Here is a 15,895-nt window from a genome sequence, read left to right on the forward strand (position 1 = left end):
GGAACCGATGTACGAGCTTTCGCGGGTCCGCCTGCACTCGGTGGGCCCGGCGGGTGCCCGCTACCAGGACGTCGTGCTCGACTTCAGCGGCGTCGGCGCCAAGATCACCGCGCCGAAGCAGGACGCGCTGTTCAGCGCCGGCATCCACGCGACCGGGCCGGCCGAGCTGCGCCGCCCGTCGCCGGCGAGCGTGCTGTTCCTCGAGAACGGCGGCGGGAAGTCGGTGCTCATCAAGCTGATCTTCTCGGTGATGCTGCCCGGCCGCCGCCAGGTCGTGGGCACCACCAGCACCAAGGTGCTCGAGAAGTTCGTCGCCGCCAAGGACGTCTCGCACGTCGTGCTGGAGTGGCTGCACGTCGAAAGCGGCCACCGGATCATCACCGGCAAGGTCTCCGAATGGCGCGGCCACGTCGTGTCCGCCGACTCCGAGAACCTGGTCGACTCCTGGTACTGCTTCCGCCCGACGTCCGCGCTGGGCCTGGATTCACTGCCGATGACCCAGGACGGCCGGCTGCTCACCATGTCCGGCTTCCACGACAAGCTCACCGCGGCCCAGCTGGCCGAGCCCGAGCTGGAGCTGTCCTGGACCCGCCGCCACCACGAGTGGACCGGCCGGCTCGACGGCCTCGGCCTCGACACCGAGCTGTTCCGCTACCAGCGCGCGATGAACGCCGGCGAAGGCGAGGCGGCGGACGCGTTCGCCTTCGGCACCGACGACGCGTTCGTCGATTTCCTGCTGCGCGCGGTCATTTCCGAGGACGAGCCGAAGGACCTCGCCGAGGTCGTCGCGACCTACGCCCACAACCTGGCCCAGCGCGGCGACCTGCTGGCGGAACGCGACTTCGTGGCGGGCGCCCTGGAGCTGCTGGGGCCGCTGGCCGCCGAAGAAGGGGTCGCTGCACAGTCCCGGAAGATCGCGGCGTCGGCCAAGGCCGACATGGCCGAGCTCGCCGGCCGCGTCGTCGCCCGGAACGAGCTGGAGAACGCGCGGCTGTCCGGGCTCGAGGACCACGTCGCCGAGGTGAAATCCGCGGAGAAGCTCGCCGAGGGCGACCACCGCCGGCTCGCCGCGGCCGTCACCGAACTGCGCCGTCTGGTCGCGGTGCTGCGGCTGGAGGAGGCCCAGGAGGTCCGCAAGCGCGTCGACGCCGAGCTGGCTTCGGCGAAAACCGAGGCGGAGGCCTGGCGCGAGACCGCGACCGTGCTCAACCAGCTCAACGCGGCCCGCAAGGCGAAGGACCTGCGGGACCTCGTCGGCAGCCGCGAAGAGAAGGCACGTCCGGCGCTTCAGGCGCGCAACGACGCCGCTTCGGCGCTCGCTCGCGGGCTGCACGCGCTGGCGCAGGACGCCCAGCGGCAGGCCGACAAGGCCGAGGCGCACGCCGGTGCGTTGCGCGCCGAAGCGGAGAAGGCGCAGACCGAACGCGACGAAGCCGCCAATCTCGCGGCCGCCCGGCGTGCCGAAGCGCGCGGGCTGACCGCGCGGATCACCGAGCTGCGCGAAGAGGTCCAGGCCGCCGTACGCGCGGGGTTGCTGCCTTCGGGCGCCGACGTCGCCGAAGCTTCGCGGGCCGCTCTCGCCGCAGCGGAGCAGGCTGGTTCGGAACTGACCCGCCGCGAACAGGAACTCGACCGCGTCGCGGCGGATCTCCAAGCGGCACAACGGGCCGTGAACGAGGCCCACCAGCTCGCGGGCACCACCCAGGACCGCCTGGAACGCGCCACCGAGGACCTCGACCGCGCGCACCGCCGGACCGACGCGCTCGCCGCCGAGAGCCGGCTCGTCGAGCTGCTCGGCGCCGACGACGTCAGCCTGGAAAGCGACCTCCCGGTGCTGCTGGACCGGCTGCGCGAAGCGAGCGCGGCCGTGGAAAAGGAGCAGACCGCGCTGCGGATGGAGGAGTCCGCCGACGAGCGGGCCTTGGCCGCGTTGGGGTCCGGCGGGTTGCTGCCGCCGCCGGAGGACGTCCAGGCGGCCCTGGACGCGCTGGAAGAAGCCGGGATCACCGCGTGGTCCGGCTGGCGTTACCTGTCCAAACTGGACGCTTCGCGACGCGCCGAGGTGCTGGAAAGCCTGCCTCAGCTGGTCTCCGGGGTCCTGCTCAACGACGCCGCGCACGTCGACCGCGCTCGCGATGTGCTCACGAAGCGGCGGCTGCTGCCGTCCGCGACCATCGCCGTCGGCACCACCGGAGCTCTGCTGGCCGAGGCGCCCGCCGCGCCCGGCGTCGAGTTCCTCGTGCCGCCGAACCCCGCGATGTACGACGAAGAGGCCGCCGACGCCGAGCGGGAAGCCGTCGCCCGGCGGCACACCGAGCGGCAGCGGCGGCTCGAAGCGTTGTCCGCCAAGCTGTCCGCGGACGGCGCCCTGACGTGGAAGCTCACGACCTGGCGCGAGGACTACCCGCCGGGCGCGATCGCGACGCTGGCCGAGCAGGCCCAGGCGGCCCGGACCGCGCGGGAGACGGCACGGACCGCGTTGGACCAGGCCGACGCCGAATTCGCGCGGTTGAGCGAAAAGGCCGCGTCGCTGCGGGAGCGCGTCCCGGAGCTGCGCGCGGCCGCCGCCGAGGCGGAGGAGAAGGCCCGGCGGCTCGGCGAGCTGGGGGTCCGCAGCGCCCGGATCGCGGAGTGGACCGAAGACGTCGAGCGTGCCACCGAGATCGCCGAGCGCGCCGACCTGCAGGCCGCCGACGCGGCGGGCAAGGCCGCCCGGCTGCGCGAGCAGGCGGGGGAGGAGCAGCGCACCGCCGACGGTCACCGCCGGACCGCGACCACCGCGCGCGCCGAATTGGCCGAGGTGCCCGGAGCGGCCGACGCTTCCGCCGGGCCGCCGCCCAGCGAACCGGTCGACGCGCTGCGCCGGACCTACCTGTCGGCGTCGGAGTCCTACGCGAAGGTCGAGGTCGGCAGCGACCTGCGGAGCGAGCTGGAGCAGGCCGAATCCGCCGAAGCGGCGGCCGGCTCGGCCGTCGAGTCCCTCGACGAAGCCGTCCGCGCTCGCGCGGCCGAGCTCCTGGAGACGCCCGACGGCTCCGACGCTTCCGCCCGCGCGGCCGCGCTGGCACGCGCCCGCCGCGTCGTCGACGGCCTCGAGGACGAGCGCACCGAAGCGATCGGGCTCGTCTCGACGCGGCGCGCCGAGCTGGACGCGTTGCCGCTGCAGAACGGCGTCACGGGGGAGAAGCCGCGCGACATCGAGCACGGCCTGGAGCTGATCGACGCGGCCGGGCTGGAGGCGTCGGCGGCCGCGCGGAAGTGGGAAGAACTGCAGGAACGCCGCGCGGCGGCGGAAGCGACGCTGGAGTCGGCCCGCACGTCGGCCTCGGGCTTCGCGTTGCTCGCCGAGTCGATGGCCCACCTGGTGACCGACACCGACGCGGCCGCCTACGACGGCGACGTCGACACCGCCCGCGCCCAGCACGCGCGGCTGAACACCACCTTCGCCGAAGCCCAGGAAGCCGCCGACGCGGGCGACCGGCGGGTGCGCGCGGCCGCGGACCAGCTGGCGCAGTACGCGACGGAGAAGCGGTTCGAGAAGCTGAGCACGCCGGTGCGGCAGCAGGTCATTTCGGTCAAGCGCGACCAGCTGCCCGCGCACGCCGCCGAGTGGGCGGAGGCGCTGCGGCCGCGCCTGCGCTCGCTCACCGACGACCTCGCCCAGATCGACCGGCACCGCGGCGGCATCATCACGCGGCTGCAGGGCATGGTCGACGGCGCGCTGCGGATGCTGCGGTCGGCGCAGCGCGTCTCCCGGCTGCCGGACGGCCTCGGCGACTGGTCCGGGCAGGAGTTCCTCCGCATCCGTTTCACCGAGCTGGAGGACAACGCGCTCACCGAGAAGCTCGGCGAGGTCGTCGACGAAGCCGCCGTCGGCAAGACCGCGGACGGCCGCGACGTCAAGCGCGACGGGCTTTCGCTGGTGCTGCGCGGGGTGCGGGCGGCCGCGCCCAAGGGGTTCCGCGTCGACATGCTCAAGCCGGACTCGGTGCTGCGGACCGAACGCCAGCGCGTCTCGGAGATCCGCGACGTCTTCTCCGGCGGCCAGCAGCTGACCGCGGCGATCATCCTGTACTGCACGCTGGCCGCGCTGCGGGCCAACAACCGCGGCAAGGTCCGCAACCGGCACTCGGGCGTGCTGTTCCTCGACAACCCGATCGGCCGCGCGTCGGCGGGCTACCTGCTGGAGCTGCAGCGGGCGGTGGCCGAGGCGCTGGGCGTCCAGCTCATCTACACGACGGGCCTGTTCGACGCGGGCGCGCTGGCGGAGTTCCCGCTGATCGTGCGGCTGCGCAACGACGCCGACCTGCGGGCGGGCCGGAAGTACCTGTCGGTCGACGCGACGGTCCGGAACTCACTGGACGACCTCGGCGAGCCGGACGGCGTCGCGCGGCTTTCGGCGACGCGGATGTTCACGCGGGCCGCGGAAGGCCCCGCGGACTCCGCTGATTCCGCTGATTCCGCTGAGGACGAACAAACGGCCTGAGACGGAACAACACCGGTCGGTCCGGGGTTCCCCCGCGCATGACGAACCTGGGGCCGCTGGGGGCCACCCACACCGCACTGGACACCGACGCCGCCGTGGCGACCGCGGCCGAGCTGGAGGAGCTGGGCTACGCCACGCTGTGGCTGGCCGGCGGCCAAGGGAACAACCTGCCGCGGATCGCCGAGGTCGTCCGCGGGACTTCGCGGATCCAGGTGGCGAGCGGGATCCTGTCGGTCGACCGGGTGCCGTCGGCCTCCGTCGCTTCGGCCTATGCGGATCTGCCGGCCGGACGGTTCGTCGTCGGCCTCGGCGGAGCGCACGGCCCGCGCCCGCTGGCGGCGCTGAACGACTACCTCGACGAGATCGAGGAGGCCGTCCCGCCGTCCGCGCGGATCCTCTCGGCGCTCGGGCCGCGGATGCTCGGCCTGGCGCGCGACCGCGCCTCGGGCGCGTACCCGTACCTGGTGACGACGGACTACGTCGCGTCGGCGCGGGAGATCCTGGGTGCGGGCCCGCAGCTGGCCGTGCTGCTCAACGTGGTCGCGGAGACCGATCAGGCCGCGGTGCGCGAGACCGTCCGGGGTGGCTCGCTGAAGTTCCTGGCCGGGCTGCCCGGCTACGCGGCGAACTTCCGGCGCATGGGCTTCACCGACGCGGACATCGCGGACCTGTCCGACCGGCTGGTCGACGGCCTCACCGTGTGGGGTGACTTCGACGGCGTCGTCGCGCAGTTGCGGGAGTACCGGGCCGCAGGCGCCGACCAGGTGGTCGTCCGGCTCGACGGCCTGCCGCGGGAGTGGTGGCCGGAGCTGGCCGGGGCGCTGGCCTAACCGCGGATCGCCTTCTGGTAGGCGGCGAGCTCATCGGCGTCGTCGATGCTGCCGTGGTGGTGGACCTGCACCCAATGGCCCGCTTCGTAGGCGAAGAACCGGGTCGTCCGGATGGTCAGGGCCACGGTTTCGGTCACGCGGTACTCGCCGGTCTCGCGGCCGGCGAACACCGCGTGGCCTTCGCCCGAGTACTCGACGATGTCGCCCAAGGTGACGGTGACGCGGGCGGGACCGTGGAAGACGCGGTCGTACAGCTCGGTGATCGCTTCGCCGCCGCGGAGGATGCCGCCGAGCGGGTTGTTCAGCTGGGCCAGGGGATCGCGCGTCCAGACCCGGCGAAAGGCGTCGAGATCGCGCTGGTTGAAGGCGTAGTAGAAGGATTCCAGCGCGGCCAGCGCACCCTCGCGGCCGGGCCGGCCGGCTTCGTCGAGCCGGTTGCGCGCGTCCGGGCCGAAGGTGGCGTCGAGGTGTCGCGGCACGGTTGCTCCTAGAGTGTTCGATGGAGGTCGACCTCATGAGTGTACGACAATCATCGAACACTACGCGGACGTCGAACACGGCACGGGCGCGTGGGCTCACGCACGCGTTCCCGACGCAGGTTTCGCTGCAGGACGCCCTGTCCGCGGTCGCCGACCCGGTGCGCCGCAGCATCCTGCGCGAACTGGCCGCCGTGCCGGAGTGGACGAAGGCGTGCGGCACGTTCGACCTGCCGGTGGCGAAGGCGACCCGCAGCCACCACTTCGCCGTGCTGCGCGCGGCGGGCCTGATCGAGCAGCGCGACGAAGGCTCGCGGCGGCTGAACCGCTTGCGGCGCCCCGAATTCGACGCCGCCTTCCCGGGCCTGCTCGACCTGGTGCTGCGCGAACCCTCCTTGCTCAGTCACCCCGGCCGGTGAACGCCACGGTGGTGCCCAGGCCGATCATCACCAGGCCACCGGTGCCGCCGATCAGTTCCAGCCGTCGCGGCGAGCGGGCGAACCACGCGCGCGCGGTGCCGGCGACCAGTGCCCACGCGCTGTCGGTGGCCAGCGCGATCGCGGGCAGGCACAGGCCGAGGACCAACATCTGGGCGGGCACGGACTGCGGAATGTCAGCGTCGACGAACTGGGGCAGCAGCGCCGCCAGGAACACGATCGACTTCGGGTTCGCGAAGCCGACGACGAAGCCGTCGCGCAGCACGGTCAGCACGCGGCCCGGCGTGGCGTGCACCTTCGCGGCCATCGCGTCGGTCAGCTTCCGGCGGTGGCGCACGGCCTGGACCCCGAGGTACACCAGGTAGACCGCGCCGGCGACCTTGATCGCGGTGAACACCGCCGCGGACGTCGTCACCAGTGCGCCGAGGCCGAACGCGACCGCGACGACCTGCGTGTACACCCCCACCGAGTTGCCCACGACGGTGAGCAGCGCGTCGCGCCGCCCGACCGTGAGCGCGCGGCTGATCGTGAACAGCACGCTCGGCCCGGGGACCACGACCATGAGGAACGTCAGCGCGGCGAAAGCCGCCAAGTGCGCACCGGAGACCATTTCGCGAGGCTATCGCCTGCCCGCACCGGACGACCAGGCGTTTTTGTCGGTGCCGGCTGGTAGGAACAACGGGTGCCTCCGAAGATCAGCATCGAGCAGCGCCGGGCCCGCCTCGCCGTCCGCCACCACCTCGCCGCGCCCGCGGCCTCGGTGGCGGACGCCGTCGCCGGGGTCGTCGCGCTGCACGCCACCGACCCGGCGACCGTCCACCTGTCCGCGTCCGCCCGGCTCGCGTCGCCGGCGGTCGCCCACGTCGAGCGGGCGCTCTACGAAGACCGCACCCTGCTGAGGCTGCTCGGCATGCGCCGCACGGTGTTCGTCACCGGCCTGGACACCGCGGCGCTCGTGCAGGCCGGCTGCGCCGCGGACATCGTCGTCAAGCAGCGGAAACTGCTCGAACAGCACCTCGGCCGGCAGGGTCATCCGGAGAACGTGCCGGAGCCGGGGAAGTGGCTGGCCGACGTCGAGGCGTCGGTCGAGGCGGCGCTGCGGGCCCGCGGCTCGGCGACGGCGCAGCAGCTGAGCGAGGACGAGCCCCGCTTGCGCCAGCAGCTGCTGATGGCGGCGGGCAAGCCGTACGAGGCGATCGGCAACGTGACGAGCCGCGTGCTGTTCCTGCTGGCGGCGGGCGGCCGGCTCGCGCGCGGGCGTCCCCGCGGCAGCTGGCTCAGCAGCCAGTACGTCTGGCACCCCCTGGACGAGTGGGTGCCGGGCGGGCTGCCTCCGTGGGACGCGGACGAGGCCCGGGCGGAGCTGGCGCGCAGGTGGCTGCACGCGTACGGTCCCGCCCCGGCGACCGACCTCCGGTGGTGGACGGGCTGGACGGCCGGCCAGACGAAGAAGGCACTGGCGGTCTTGCGCCCGGCCGAGGTCGACCTGGACGGCGAGCCGGGGGTGGCCCTGGCCGACGACCTCGAGCCGGTGCCGGTCCCGCCGCCGTGGGTGGCGTTCCTCCCGGCCCTGGACCCGACTCCGATGGGCTGGCAGGACCGCGACTGGTTCCTCGGCCCCCACCGCGCGGCGTTGTTCGACCGCAGCGGCAACATCGGCCCGACGATCTGGTCGGACGGCCGCGTGGTGGGCGGCTGGGCCCAGCGGCCTTCGGGCGAGATCGCGTACCGCCTCCTGGAGGACGTGGGCACGGAGGTGAAGGCGGCGGTCGAGCGGGAGGCGGAGCGGTGCGCCGGGTGGTTCGGCGAGGTCCGGGCGGTGCCGCGGTTCCGGACGCCGCTGGAGCGGGAGCTGTCGGGATGAGCGGGCTCGTCCGGATCCGCCACCGGGCTCTCGGCGGCCACCGGCGGTCTCCGGTGAGTCGTCGACTTGATCGATACAGGAGGTTGCTTCATCGGCGGTCCTGTGCCGGCGGTGCGCCCGGCCGGACCCGACCTCAGCAGCTCGGATCTCCGGCGGGAAGGCTCCCTGGTCCCTCGTCGTCCGGTGGACGAAGGCGCGCACCGGCCACCCGGATTCCCCTAGGCTTCTTAATCGATTCTTGACCCGTTCGCCAAGTGGTGGAAGTCTCGTCAGGGCAGTCAGGGACGCGCACGCCCGCACGCTAGGGTGGCCGCGAGCCCGCAAGTCACGGCCGGGGGTCCCGGCCGATCCTCAGAGGAGTGGCAGCAGTGACCGTTCGCGTAGGTGTCAACGGCTTCGGCCGCATCGGCCGCAACTTCTTCCGCGCCGTGCAGGCCAGCGGCCACGACATCGAGGTCGTCGCCTTCAACGACCTCGGCGACGTCGCGACCATGGCCCACCTGCTGAAGTACGACTCCATCCTGGGCCGGTTCCCGGGTGAGGTCAGCGTCAGCGACGAGGGCATCGTCGTCGACGGCAAGACCATCAAGGCCCTCGCCGAGCGCGACCCGGCCAACCTGCCCTGGGGCGACCTGGGCGTGGACGTCGTCGTCGAGTCGACCGGCTTCTTCACCAACGCCGACGCCGCCAAGGCGCACATCGCCGGCGGCGCCAAGAAGGTCATCATCTCCGCGCCCGCCAAGGGCGAGGACCTGACCGTGGTGCTCGGCGTCAACGACGACAAGTACGACGGCTCGCAGAACATCATCTCGAACGCCTCCTGCACCACCAACTGCCTCGGCCCGCTGGCCAAGGTCCTGCAGGACTCGTTCGGCATCGAGCAGGGCCTGATGACCACGATCCACGCGTACACGCAGGACCAGAACCTGCAGGACGCCCCGCACAAGGACCTGCGTCGCTCGCGCGCCGCCGCGCTGAACATCGTGCCGACCTCGACCGGTGCCGCCAAGGCCATCGGCCTGGTGCTGCCGGAGCTGCAGGGCAAGCTGGACGGTTACGCGCTGCGCGTCCCGGTGCCGACCGGCTCGGCCACCGACCTCACGGTCACCCTGACCAAGGCCGCGACCCTCGAAGAGGTCAATGCCGCGTACAAGGCCGCCGCCGAGGGGCCGCTGTCGGGCTACCTGCGCTACAACGAAGACCCGATCGTGTCCTCGGACATCGTCACCGACCCGGCGTCCTGCATCTACGACGCGCCGCTGACCAAGGTCATCGGCAACCAGGTCAAGGTCGTCGGCTGGTACGACAACGAGTGGGGCTACTCCAACCGCCTCGCCGACCTGGTCAAGCTCGTCGGTTCGAAGCTGTCCTGAACCCGATGAGCGTCAAGAACCTCGACGACCTGCTGGGCGAGGACAGTGCTGGTGTCCAGGGCCGGTACGTACTCGTGCGTTCCGACCTGAACGTCCCGCTCGACGGGGACCGCATCACCGACGACGGCCGGGTCCGCGCGGCCCTGCCGACGATCAAGAAGCTCGGCGACGCGGGCGCCAAGGTCGTCGTCACGGCGCACCTCGGCCGCCCCAAGGGCGAGCCGGACCCGAAGTACACCCTCGCCCCGGTCGCGAAGCGGCTCTCCGAGCTGCTCGGCGCCGAGGTCGCGCTGGCCGGTGACCTGGTGGGCGAGTCCGCGAAGGCGCTGACCGGCGGCCTGGCCGACGGCAGCGTCGTCCTGCTGGAGAACGTGCGCTTCGACGCGCGCGAGACCAGCAAGGACGCCGTGGACCGCTCCGAGCTGGCCGCCGAGCTGGGCGCCCTCGTTCCCGGTGGCGCGTTCGTCTCCGACGGCTTCGGCGTCGTCCACCGCAAGCAGGCCTCGGTCTACGAGGTCGCTTCGGTGCTCCCGGCGTACGCGGGCGGCCTGGTGCTGGCCGAGCTGGACGTGCTGAAGAAGCTCACCGACGACGTGCAGCGGCCCTACGTGGTCGTGCTCGGCGGCGCGAAGGTGTCCGACAAGCTCGGCGTCATCGCGAACCTGCTCACCAAGGTCGACCGGCTGCTGATCGGCGGCGGCATGGCGTACACCTTCCTCAAGGCCCAGGGCCACGAGGTCGGCAACTCGCTGCTGCAGGCCGACCAGCTCGACCAGGTGAAGGGCTTCCTCGCCGAGGCCGAGAAGCGTGGCGTCGAACTGGTGCTGCCGGTCGACGTCCTCGCCGCGACCGGGTTCGCGGCCGACGCCGAGCACGAGGTCGTCGAGGCCACTGCCATCCCGGCCGACCGCGAGGGCCTGGACATCGGCCCGAAGACGCGCGAGCTGTTCGCCGGCAAGCTGGCCGACGCCAAGACCGTGTTCTGGAACGGCCCGATGGGCGTGTTCGAGTTCGAGGCCTTCTCCGGCGGCACCCGCGCCGTCGCGGAGGCGCTCGTCGCCAGCGACGCGTTCACGGTGGTCGGCGGCGGTGACTCGGCGGCCGCGGTGCGGCAGCTGGGCCTGCCCGAGGACGGTTTTTCGCACATCTCCACCGGTGGCGGGGCCTCGCTCGAGTACCTCGAAGGCAAGGAACTGCCGGGCGTGGTCGCCCTGGAGGAGAAGAACTAGTGGCACGCAAGCCGTTCATCGCCGGCAACTGGAAGATGAACCAGAACCACCTCGAGGCGATCGCGCTGGTGCAGAAGATCGCCTTCGCGCTGCCGGAGAAGTACTACGCGAAGGTCGACGTGGCGGTGCTGCCGCCGTTCACCGACATCCGCAGCGTGCAGACCCTGGTCGACGGCGACAAGCTGTCGCTCACCTACGGCGCGCAGGACCTCTCGCCGTACGACTCCGGCGCCTACACCGGGGACGTGTCGGGCGTGATGCTGGCGAAGCTGGGCTGCAGCTTCGTCACCGTCGGGCACTCGGAGCGCCGCGAGTACCACGCCGAGACCGACGAGCTGGTCAACAAGAAGGTCAAGGCCGCGCTCAAGCACGGCATCACGCCGATCCTCTGCATCGGGGAGAAGCTCGAGGTCCGCGAGGCCGGCGAGCACATCCACCACACCACGACGCAGCTGATCGAGGGCCTGAAGGGCCTCAAGGCCGAGCAGGTCAAGGACGTGGTCGTCGCGTACGAGCCGGTCTGGGCGATCGGCACCGGCAAGGTCGCGTCGTCGTCGGACGCCGAAGAGGTCTGCAAGGCCATCCGCGCCACCCTCCAGGAGAAGTACGGCGACGAGGTCGCCTCGTCCGTCCGGGTGCTCTACGGGGGATCGGTGAAGTCGGGCAACATCAGCGAGCTGGTGGGCTGCGACAACATCGACGGTGCCCTGGTCGGTGGAGCGAGCCTCGACGGTGAAGAGTTCACGAAACTCTGCGCACTCGCCGCTGGCGGGCCGCTGCCCTGATCGAGGCCACGACCGGGTAGCCTGTGTATCCGGTCCGTCACACAGCAGTGGACGAGTCCAGGGGTACGGTGGTGGTCGGAAACGACCATGCCGTACCCCTGCATTCACCTAGAGCCCAAGGGATGACATGAAGCTGTTCCTGCAAATCCTGTTGATCGTCTCCAGCGTCCTGCTGGTGGTCGCTGTGCTGCTGCACCGTGGCCGGGGCGGTGGCCTGTCGTCGCTGTTCGGCGGCGGGATGCAGTCGAGCCTGGCGGGGTCGAGCGTGGCCGAGAAGAACCTCGACCGGATCACCCTGCTGCTGGGCGCGGTCTGGCTGATCAGCATCGTGGGCCTGGGTCTGCTGCTCAAGGTGTGAGGCGTCCGGCGTTTCGTCGTCGGGCCGCGACCGGGTCAAGACGGCGGTGCGCAGCGATTCGGCGTGCCTATTGGGGGGCGCGCCGCCGATTCCTAGGTGTGAGGATTCATGGTAGGCGGTAACGCGATTCGAGGCACCCGGGTAGGTGCCGGTCCGACGGGCGAATCGGAACGAGGTGAGTCGGCACCGCGCCGCCGCATCTCCTACTGGTGTGCCAACGGGCACGAGGCCCGGCCGTCGTTCGCGCTCGACGCGGAGATCCCCGACGAGTGGGACTGCCCCCGCTGCGGGCTCCCCGGCGGGCAGGACGAGAAGAACCCGCCGGCCGCGCCGCGGACGGAGCCGTACAAGACGCACCTGGCCTACGTGAAGGAGCGGCGCAGCGACGCCGACGGCGAGGCCATCCTGGCGGAGGCCCTCGCCCGCCTGCGCAAGCGCCGGGAAATCATCTAAGAGGGTTTCTTTCAGTCGAAGAGCCACCCCGAGGGAAGCGGAGCCCTCGAGGTGGCTTTCCGCGCGCTCGGACGGGGAGCACGCGTGGCCGCCGTCGTGGTGAGCAGCCCCGTCGTGGTGAGCGGCCCTGCTGTGGTGAGCGGCCCCGTCGTGGTGAGCGGCCCTGCTGTGGTGAGCGGCCCCGTCGTGGTGAGCGGCCCCCGATTTCCACGCTACCGGTGGGCACCGACAGTTTGCGGGACGGAAAAGCCGCGAACGGCGGCCCCCGGCCCGAAATGGACCTGAATCCGCCGCTCGCGGCTTACGGTGCTCCGGAATCGTCGGTGCCCGCCGGTACGCTGGATACCGGGGGCCGGAGGTCAGCGATCCAGCGGGTAGCGGGCGCGCACCCGGAAGCCGCCGTCGTCCGTTCCCGATGTCTCGAAACTGCCGCCCAGGAGGCGGGCCCGCTCGGCGAGGCCCGTCAGGCCGTGGCCTCCCGATGGCAACCCCTCCGCCGGCCGGCTCGCCCGCTCGTTGCGGACCTCGATCTTGAGCGCGCCGTGCTCACCCTGGATGCGGATGGTCGCCGTCGCGCCCGGGGCGTGTTTGTGGACGTTGGTCAGGCACTCCTGCACTGTCCGGTAGGCCGCCGCGGACACCTGGTTCGGCAGGGCCTCCGGCAGGTGCTCCACGGTCAGGTGCACCGGGACGTCGGACGTGCGGATCAGCCGGTCGAGCTCGTTGATGCCGGGCCGCGGGCCGTCGTCGTCCGACCCGGCTCGCAGGACGCTGACCAGCGAACGCAGCTCCTCCAGGGTCCGCTTGGACAACATGCGGATGACCTGCGCGGTCTCCAGCGCCCGGTCGTCGGTGGTCTGGGCCTGCAGCGCGCCGGCCTGCATGGCGATCAGCGTGATCTGGTGCGAGACGACGTCGTGCATCTCGCGGGCCAGCCGGGCGCGTTCCTCGGCGCGGACGGCGTCGGCGTGGAAGCGGCGCTCGCGGTCGCGGCTCGTGGCCAGCTCGGCGAGCTTGTTCGAAACCTCGGTGCGCGCACCGACGAGCAGGCCGATCGCGATCGGCATGCCGGCGACCAGCACGCCGTAGATGCCGTCGAGGATGTGCTCGCGCCAGCTGAGCTCGGCAAAATCCTCCAGCGGCCACTGCACGAACCGGCACATCCACACCAGCGCGGCGCCGACCCACGTCTGCCAGTGCAGCTGGCGGCGGGTGGCGAGCATGCCGAGCGTGATCATGGACGCGAGCTGGGCCCAGCCGGCCAGGAAGCCGGGGACCGCGACGAGCACGGCGAGGAACGGGAACTTCCGGCGGAACACCACCGCGAGGCAGGCCGCGCCGGACAGGTAGATCGAGTACGGCTGGGCCTTCTCCGGAATGACCAGCCAGACGTCGAGCACGGCCAGGATGACCGCGGCCGCCTCGATGGCGAACGTGACCACAGCGGGGCGGGGCACCGAGCCGAACAGGCTCAGACCGCGCTTGCGCACCCGCTCGGCGGCCGACGGCCCCGAGCCGGCGATCGAGATGCCTGGAATCGAGAGTCCCTCTGTACTCATCGCTGGCGACCCCATTCGTCTTGTGGACTTGTAGGTGAGAGGCGCTCAGGGCCCGATCGGGACGCGTAGCGGCCGACAAATGTGCGGATGCTAACGAGGTCGCGGGCGAAGACAGTTAGTTTCACGCGCAGTCGACGCTCCGGCGTCCGAATTCCGCAATCGACTGGGCCGTCCGGGGGAGAGTCGGCGAGGGATGCTACCCAGGGTGGGTGTGCTGTTTCCCAGTGTGCGCCAAGACGACCACATCGTGGGAATCATGTTACCCACGTGTGGCCCCCCGACGGTAGTTCTCAGGCCGCCATCGACTTGAGGTCGTCACTCAGCAGGTCGTGCAGACCGGAGGCGCACGCCTTCGCGGCCTCGATCGACCGCGGCAGCATGCCCGCCTCGTACGCCCGGACTGCTTCCCCGACGCTCGGCGCCGTGGCCAGCGCGGTTGCCAGCTCGGTGCCGTCCAGCATGGCGAGGTTCGCGCCGACCCCGAGCGGCGGCATCAGGTGGGCGGCGTCGCCGAGCAGCGTGAGCCGGGGCGTGGACGTCCAGGCGTGCGGCACGGGCAGGACGTGGAGCGGCCGGTGCGCGAACTCGCCGTCGTTCTCGCGCAGGTACGCGAGCAGGCCGGGGTGCCAGCCGGCGTAGCGCCCGAGCAGGTGGGTCCGCACCGCGCCGGTGTCGGCGAAGTCGAGACCGACGGCCCAGTCCTCGGGCGCGTAAAAGGTCGCGTAGCAGCGGATGTGGCCGTTGCTGTTGCGCTGCGCGATGAGCGCCTTCCCGTCGACCTTCGTCATCAGCATCCCCTGGCCGGTCAACGCGGCCAGGGCCGGATGGCGGCGATCGGCGTCGTCGAGGCCGAACTCGACGAACGTGACGCCGCTGTACTCCGGCCGGACGCCGGTCAGGGCGCGCCGGACGCGGGACCACGCGCCGTCCGCGCCGACGACCAGGTCGAAGTCCTGGGACGCGCCATCGGCGAACGTCAGGCGCGCGCCGTCGCCGGTCGCGGTGACCTCGGCGACCGGTCGTCCCCACCGGACGGTGCCGGGGGAGAGGGAGTCCAGCAGGATCCCGCGGAGCTGGCCGCGGTCGATTTCGGGCCGGAAGTCGTCGCCTTCGGCGGGGATCTCGTCGAGGACGACTTCGGCGGTGTGCGGGTCGAGCGCGCGCATCTGCTGGCCCTCCGGGCGGGCGGAGGCCTGGAACTGTTCGTACAGACCCGCGGTGCGGAGGGCGACCTGGCCGGTGTCGCCGTGCATGTCGAGCGTGCCGCCCTGCGGCCGCGCGTCGGCGGCGGGCTCCTGCTCGAAGACGGTGACGTCGAGGCCGTGGAGCTGCAGGACGCGGGCGCAGGCGAGTCCGCCCAGGCCGGCGCCGGCGATGGCGATACCAGTGAAGGTCATGTCACTACGAAAGCATAGTGACTCAAAACGTGCAACGACTTAACTTTCGTAGTGAGTTAGACTTTGGCCCATGACCGAAGTGATCGGACGCCGCGAGCGCAAGAAGGCGCAGACCCGCAAGGCCCTCGCCGACGCCGCGCTCGAGCTGTTCCTCGAACGCGGCTACGACCAGGTCGGGGTGAAGGAGGTCGCGGACGCCGCCGACGTCTCGGTGACGACGTTGTTCAAGTACTTCCCCAGCAAGGAAGCGCTGGTGTTCGACCAGGACGAAGACGTCGAGGCGGCCCTGGTCGGCGCGGTGCACGGGCGGCCGCCGGGATACACGGTCGTGGACGCGCTGCGCGAGCACCTCCTGCGGATCGTCTCCCACGGCGGCCCGAGCGACGAGTTCATCCGGCTCATCGAGAGCGAACCGGTGTTGCGCGACTACGCCCGGCGGATGTGGATGCGTCACGAGACGGCGCTGACCCGGGCGATCGCCGAGGAGACCGGCGCCCCGGAGGGTGACGTGGCGTGCGCGGCGTTGGCGCGGTTCGCGCTGGCGTCCCGCGAACTGATCCTGGCCGACCAGCACCCGCGTCGGGCAGCGGAGGAGATCTTCGCCCGCTTGGAGCGGGGCTGGCGGACCGAGTGACCCCCTGCTCTGTC

At 71.7% G+C, this 15,895-nt stretch carries 14 protein-coding genes; 10 read left to right on the plus strand and 4 right to left on the minus strand.

Annotation, left to right across the window (positions count from 1 at the left end):
• Positions 1–7: 7 nt before the first annotated feature.
• Together AB0M80_RS23000 and AB0M80_RS23005 are read left to right on the plus strand one after the other, a co-directional pair.
• A complete protein-coding gene (locus tag AB0M80_RS23000) occupies positions 8–4,486 on the plus strand; it encodes a hypothetical protein (protein WP_364568217.1) in 4,479 nt (1,492 codons plus the stop codon).
• Between the two features lie 38 nt (positions 4,487–4,524).
• Complete coding sequence (locus AB0M80_RS23005) at positions 4,525–5,316, plus strand: TIGR03620 family F420-dependent LLM class oxidoreductase (protein ID WP_364568219.1); 792 nt, start codon at positions 4,525–4,527, stop codon at positions 5,314–5,316.
• On the opposite strand, the gene AB0M80_RS23010 is transcribed toward AB0M80_RS23005, so the two are convergent.
• On the minus strand, positions 5,313–5,795 hold the full coding sequence (locus tag AB0M80_RS23010; RefSeq protein ID WP_364568222.1) for a nuclear transport factor 2 family protein: 483 nt from the start codon (positions 5,793–5,795) through the stop codon (positions 5,313–5,315). The two genes, AB0M80_RS23005 and AB0M80_RS23010, sit on opposite strands and share 4 nt — an antisense overlap.
• A gap of 35 nt (positions 5,796–5,830) precedes the next feature.
• Between AB0M80_RS23010 and AB0M80_RS23015 the strand changes: the two genes are divergently transcribed.
• Entirely contained in the window at positions 5,831–6,211 is a 381-nt protein-coding gene (locus tag AB0M80_RS23015; RefSeq protein ID WP_364568225.1) for a helix-turn-helix transcriptional regulator, read from the plus strand.
• On the opposite strand, the gene AB0M80_RS23020 is transcribed toward AB0M80_RS23015, so the two are convergent.
• On the minus strand, positions 6,192–6,839 hold the full coding sequence (locus tag AB0M80_RS23020) for a LysE family translocator (protein WP_364568228.1): 648 nt from the start codon (positions 6,837–6,839) through the stop codon (positions 6,192–6,194). The two genes, AB0M80_RS23015 and AB0M80_RS23020, sit on opposite strands and share 20 nt — an antisense overlap.
• A gap of 72 nt (positions 6,840–6,911) precedes the next feature.
• Between AB0M80_RS23020 and AB0M80_RS23025 the strand changes: the two genes are divergently transcribed.
• The 6 genes from AB0M80_RS23025 to AB0M80_RS23050 all read left to right on the plus strand — a co-directional run bounded on the left by AB0M80_RS23025 (position 6,912) and on the right by AB0M80_RS23050 (position 12,291).
• The gene (locus AB0M80_RS23025; protein WP_364568230.1) at positions 6,912–8,093 is read left to right on the plus strand and encodes a winged helix DNA-binding domain-containing protein; all 1,182 of its coding nucleotides are present in this window, start codon (positions 6,912–6,914) and stop codon (positions 8,091–8,093) included.
• A 368-nt stretch (positions 8,094–8,461) separates the two neighbouring features.
• Complete coding sequence (gene gap / locus AB0M80_RS23030; RefSeq protein ID WP_364568233.1) at positions 8,462–9,466, plus strand: type I glyceraldehyde-3-phosphate dehydrogenase; 1,005 nt, start codon at positions 8,462–8,464, stop codon at positions 9,464–9,466.
• A gap of 5 nt (positions 9,467–9,471) precedes the next feature.
• Positions 9,472–10,695: a phosphoglycerate kinase gene (locus AB0M80_RS23035; protein WP_364568236.1), complete on the plus strand. Its 1,224-nt coding sequence runs from the start codon at positions 9,472–9,474 to the stop codon at positions 10,693–10,695.
• Positions 10,695–11,480: a triose-phosphate isomerase gene (gene tpiA, locus AB0M80_RS23040; protein ID WP_364568239.1), complete on the plus strand. Its 786-nt coding sequence runs from the start codon at positions 10,695–10,697 to the stop codon at positions 11,478–11,480. The genes AB0M80_RS23035 and tpiA overlap by 1 nt, the downstream gene beginning before the upstream one ends.
• Before the next feature lie 127 nt (positions 11,481–11,607).
• On the plus strand, positions 11,608–11,838 hold the full coding sequence (gene secG, locus AB0M80_RS23045) for a preprotein translocase subunit SecG (RefSeq protein ID WP_003071471.1): 231 nt from the start codon (positions 11,608–11,610) through the stop codon (positions 11,836–11,838).
• 108 nt (positions 11,839–11,946) lie between these two features.
• On the plus strand, positions 11,947–12,291 hold the full coding sequence (locus AB0M80_RS23050; protein WP_364568242.1) for an RNA polymerase-binding protein RbpA: 345 nt from the start codon (positions 11,947–11,949) through the stop codon (positions 12,289–12,291).
• A gap of 359 nt (positions 12,292–12,650) precedes the next feature.
• Here the strand turns inward: AB0M80_RS23050 and AB0M80_RS23055 are convergent, their stop codons facing one another.
• Positions 12,651–13,850 carry a histidine kinase gene (locus tag AB0M80_RS23055; protein WP_364568245.1) on the minus strand — a complete coding sequence of 400 codons (1,200 nt, stop codon included), beginning with the start codon at positions 13,848–13,850 and terminating at the stop codon, positions 12,651–12,653.
• Positions 13,851–14,140: 290 nt separating this feature from the next.
• Positions 14,141–15,247 (minus strand): NAD(P)/FAD-dependent oxidoreductase, encoded by a 1,107-nt coding sequence (locus tag AB0M80_RS23060; RefSeq protein ID WP_364568248.1) that lies wholly within the window; start codon positions 15,245–15,247, stop codon positions 14,141–14,143.
• Positions 15,248–15,317: 70 nt separating this feature from the next.
• On the opposite strand from AB0M80_RS23060, the gene AB0M80_RS23065 reads away from it, so the two are divergent.
• Positions 15,318–15,881, plus strand: a complete 564-nt coding sequence (locus tag AB0M80_RS23065) for a helix-turn-helix domain-containing protein (RefSeq protein ID WP_364568251.1) — start codon at positions 15,318–15,320, stop codon at positions 15,879–15,881.
• Positions 15,882–15,895: the final 14 nt, after the last annotated feature.

Source organism: Amycolatopsis sp. NPDC051045, from assembly GCF_040682955.1.
GTDB lineage: Bacteria > Actinomycetota > Actinomycetes > Mycobacteriales > Pseudonocardiaceae > Amycolatopsis.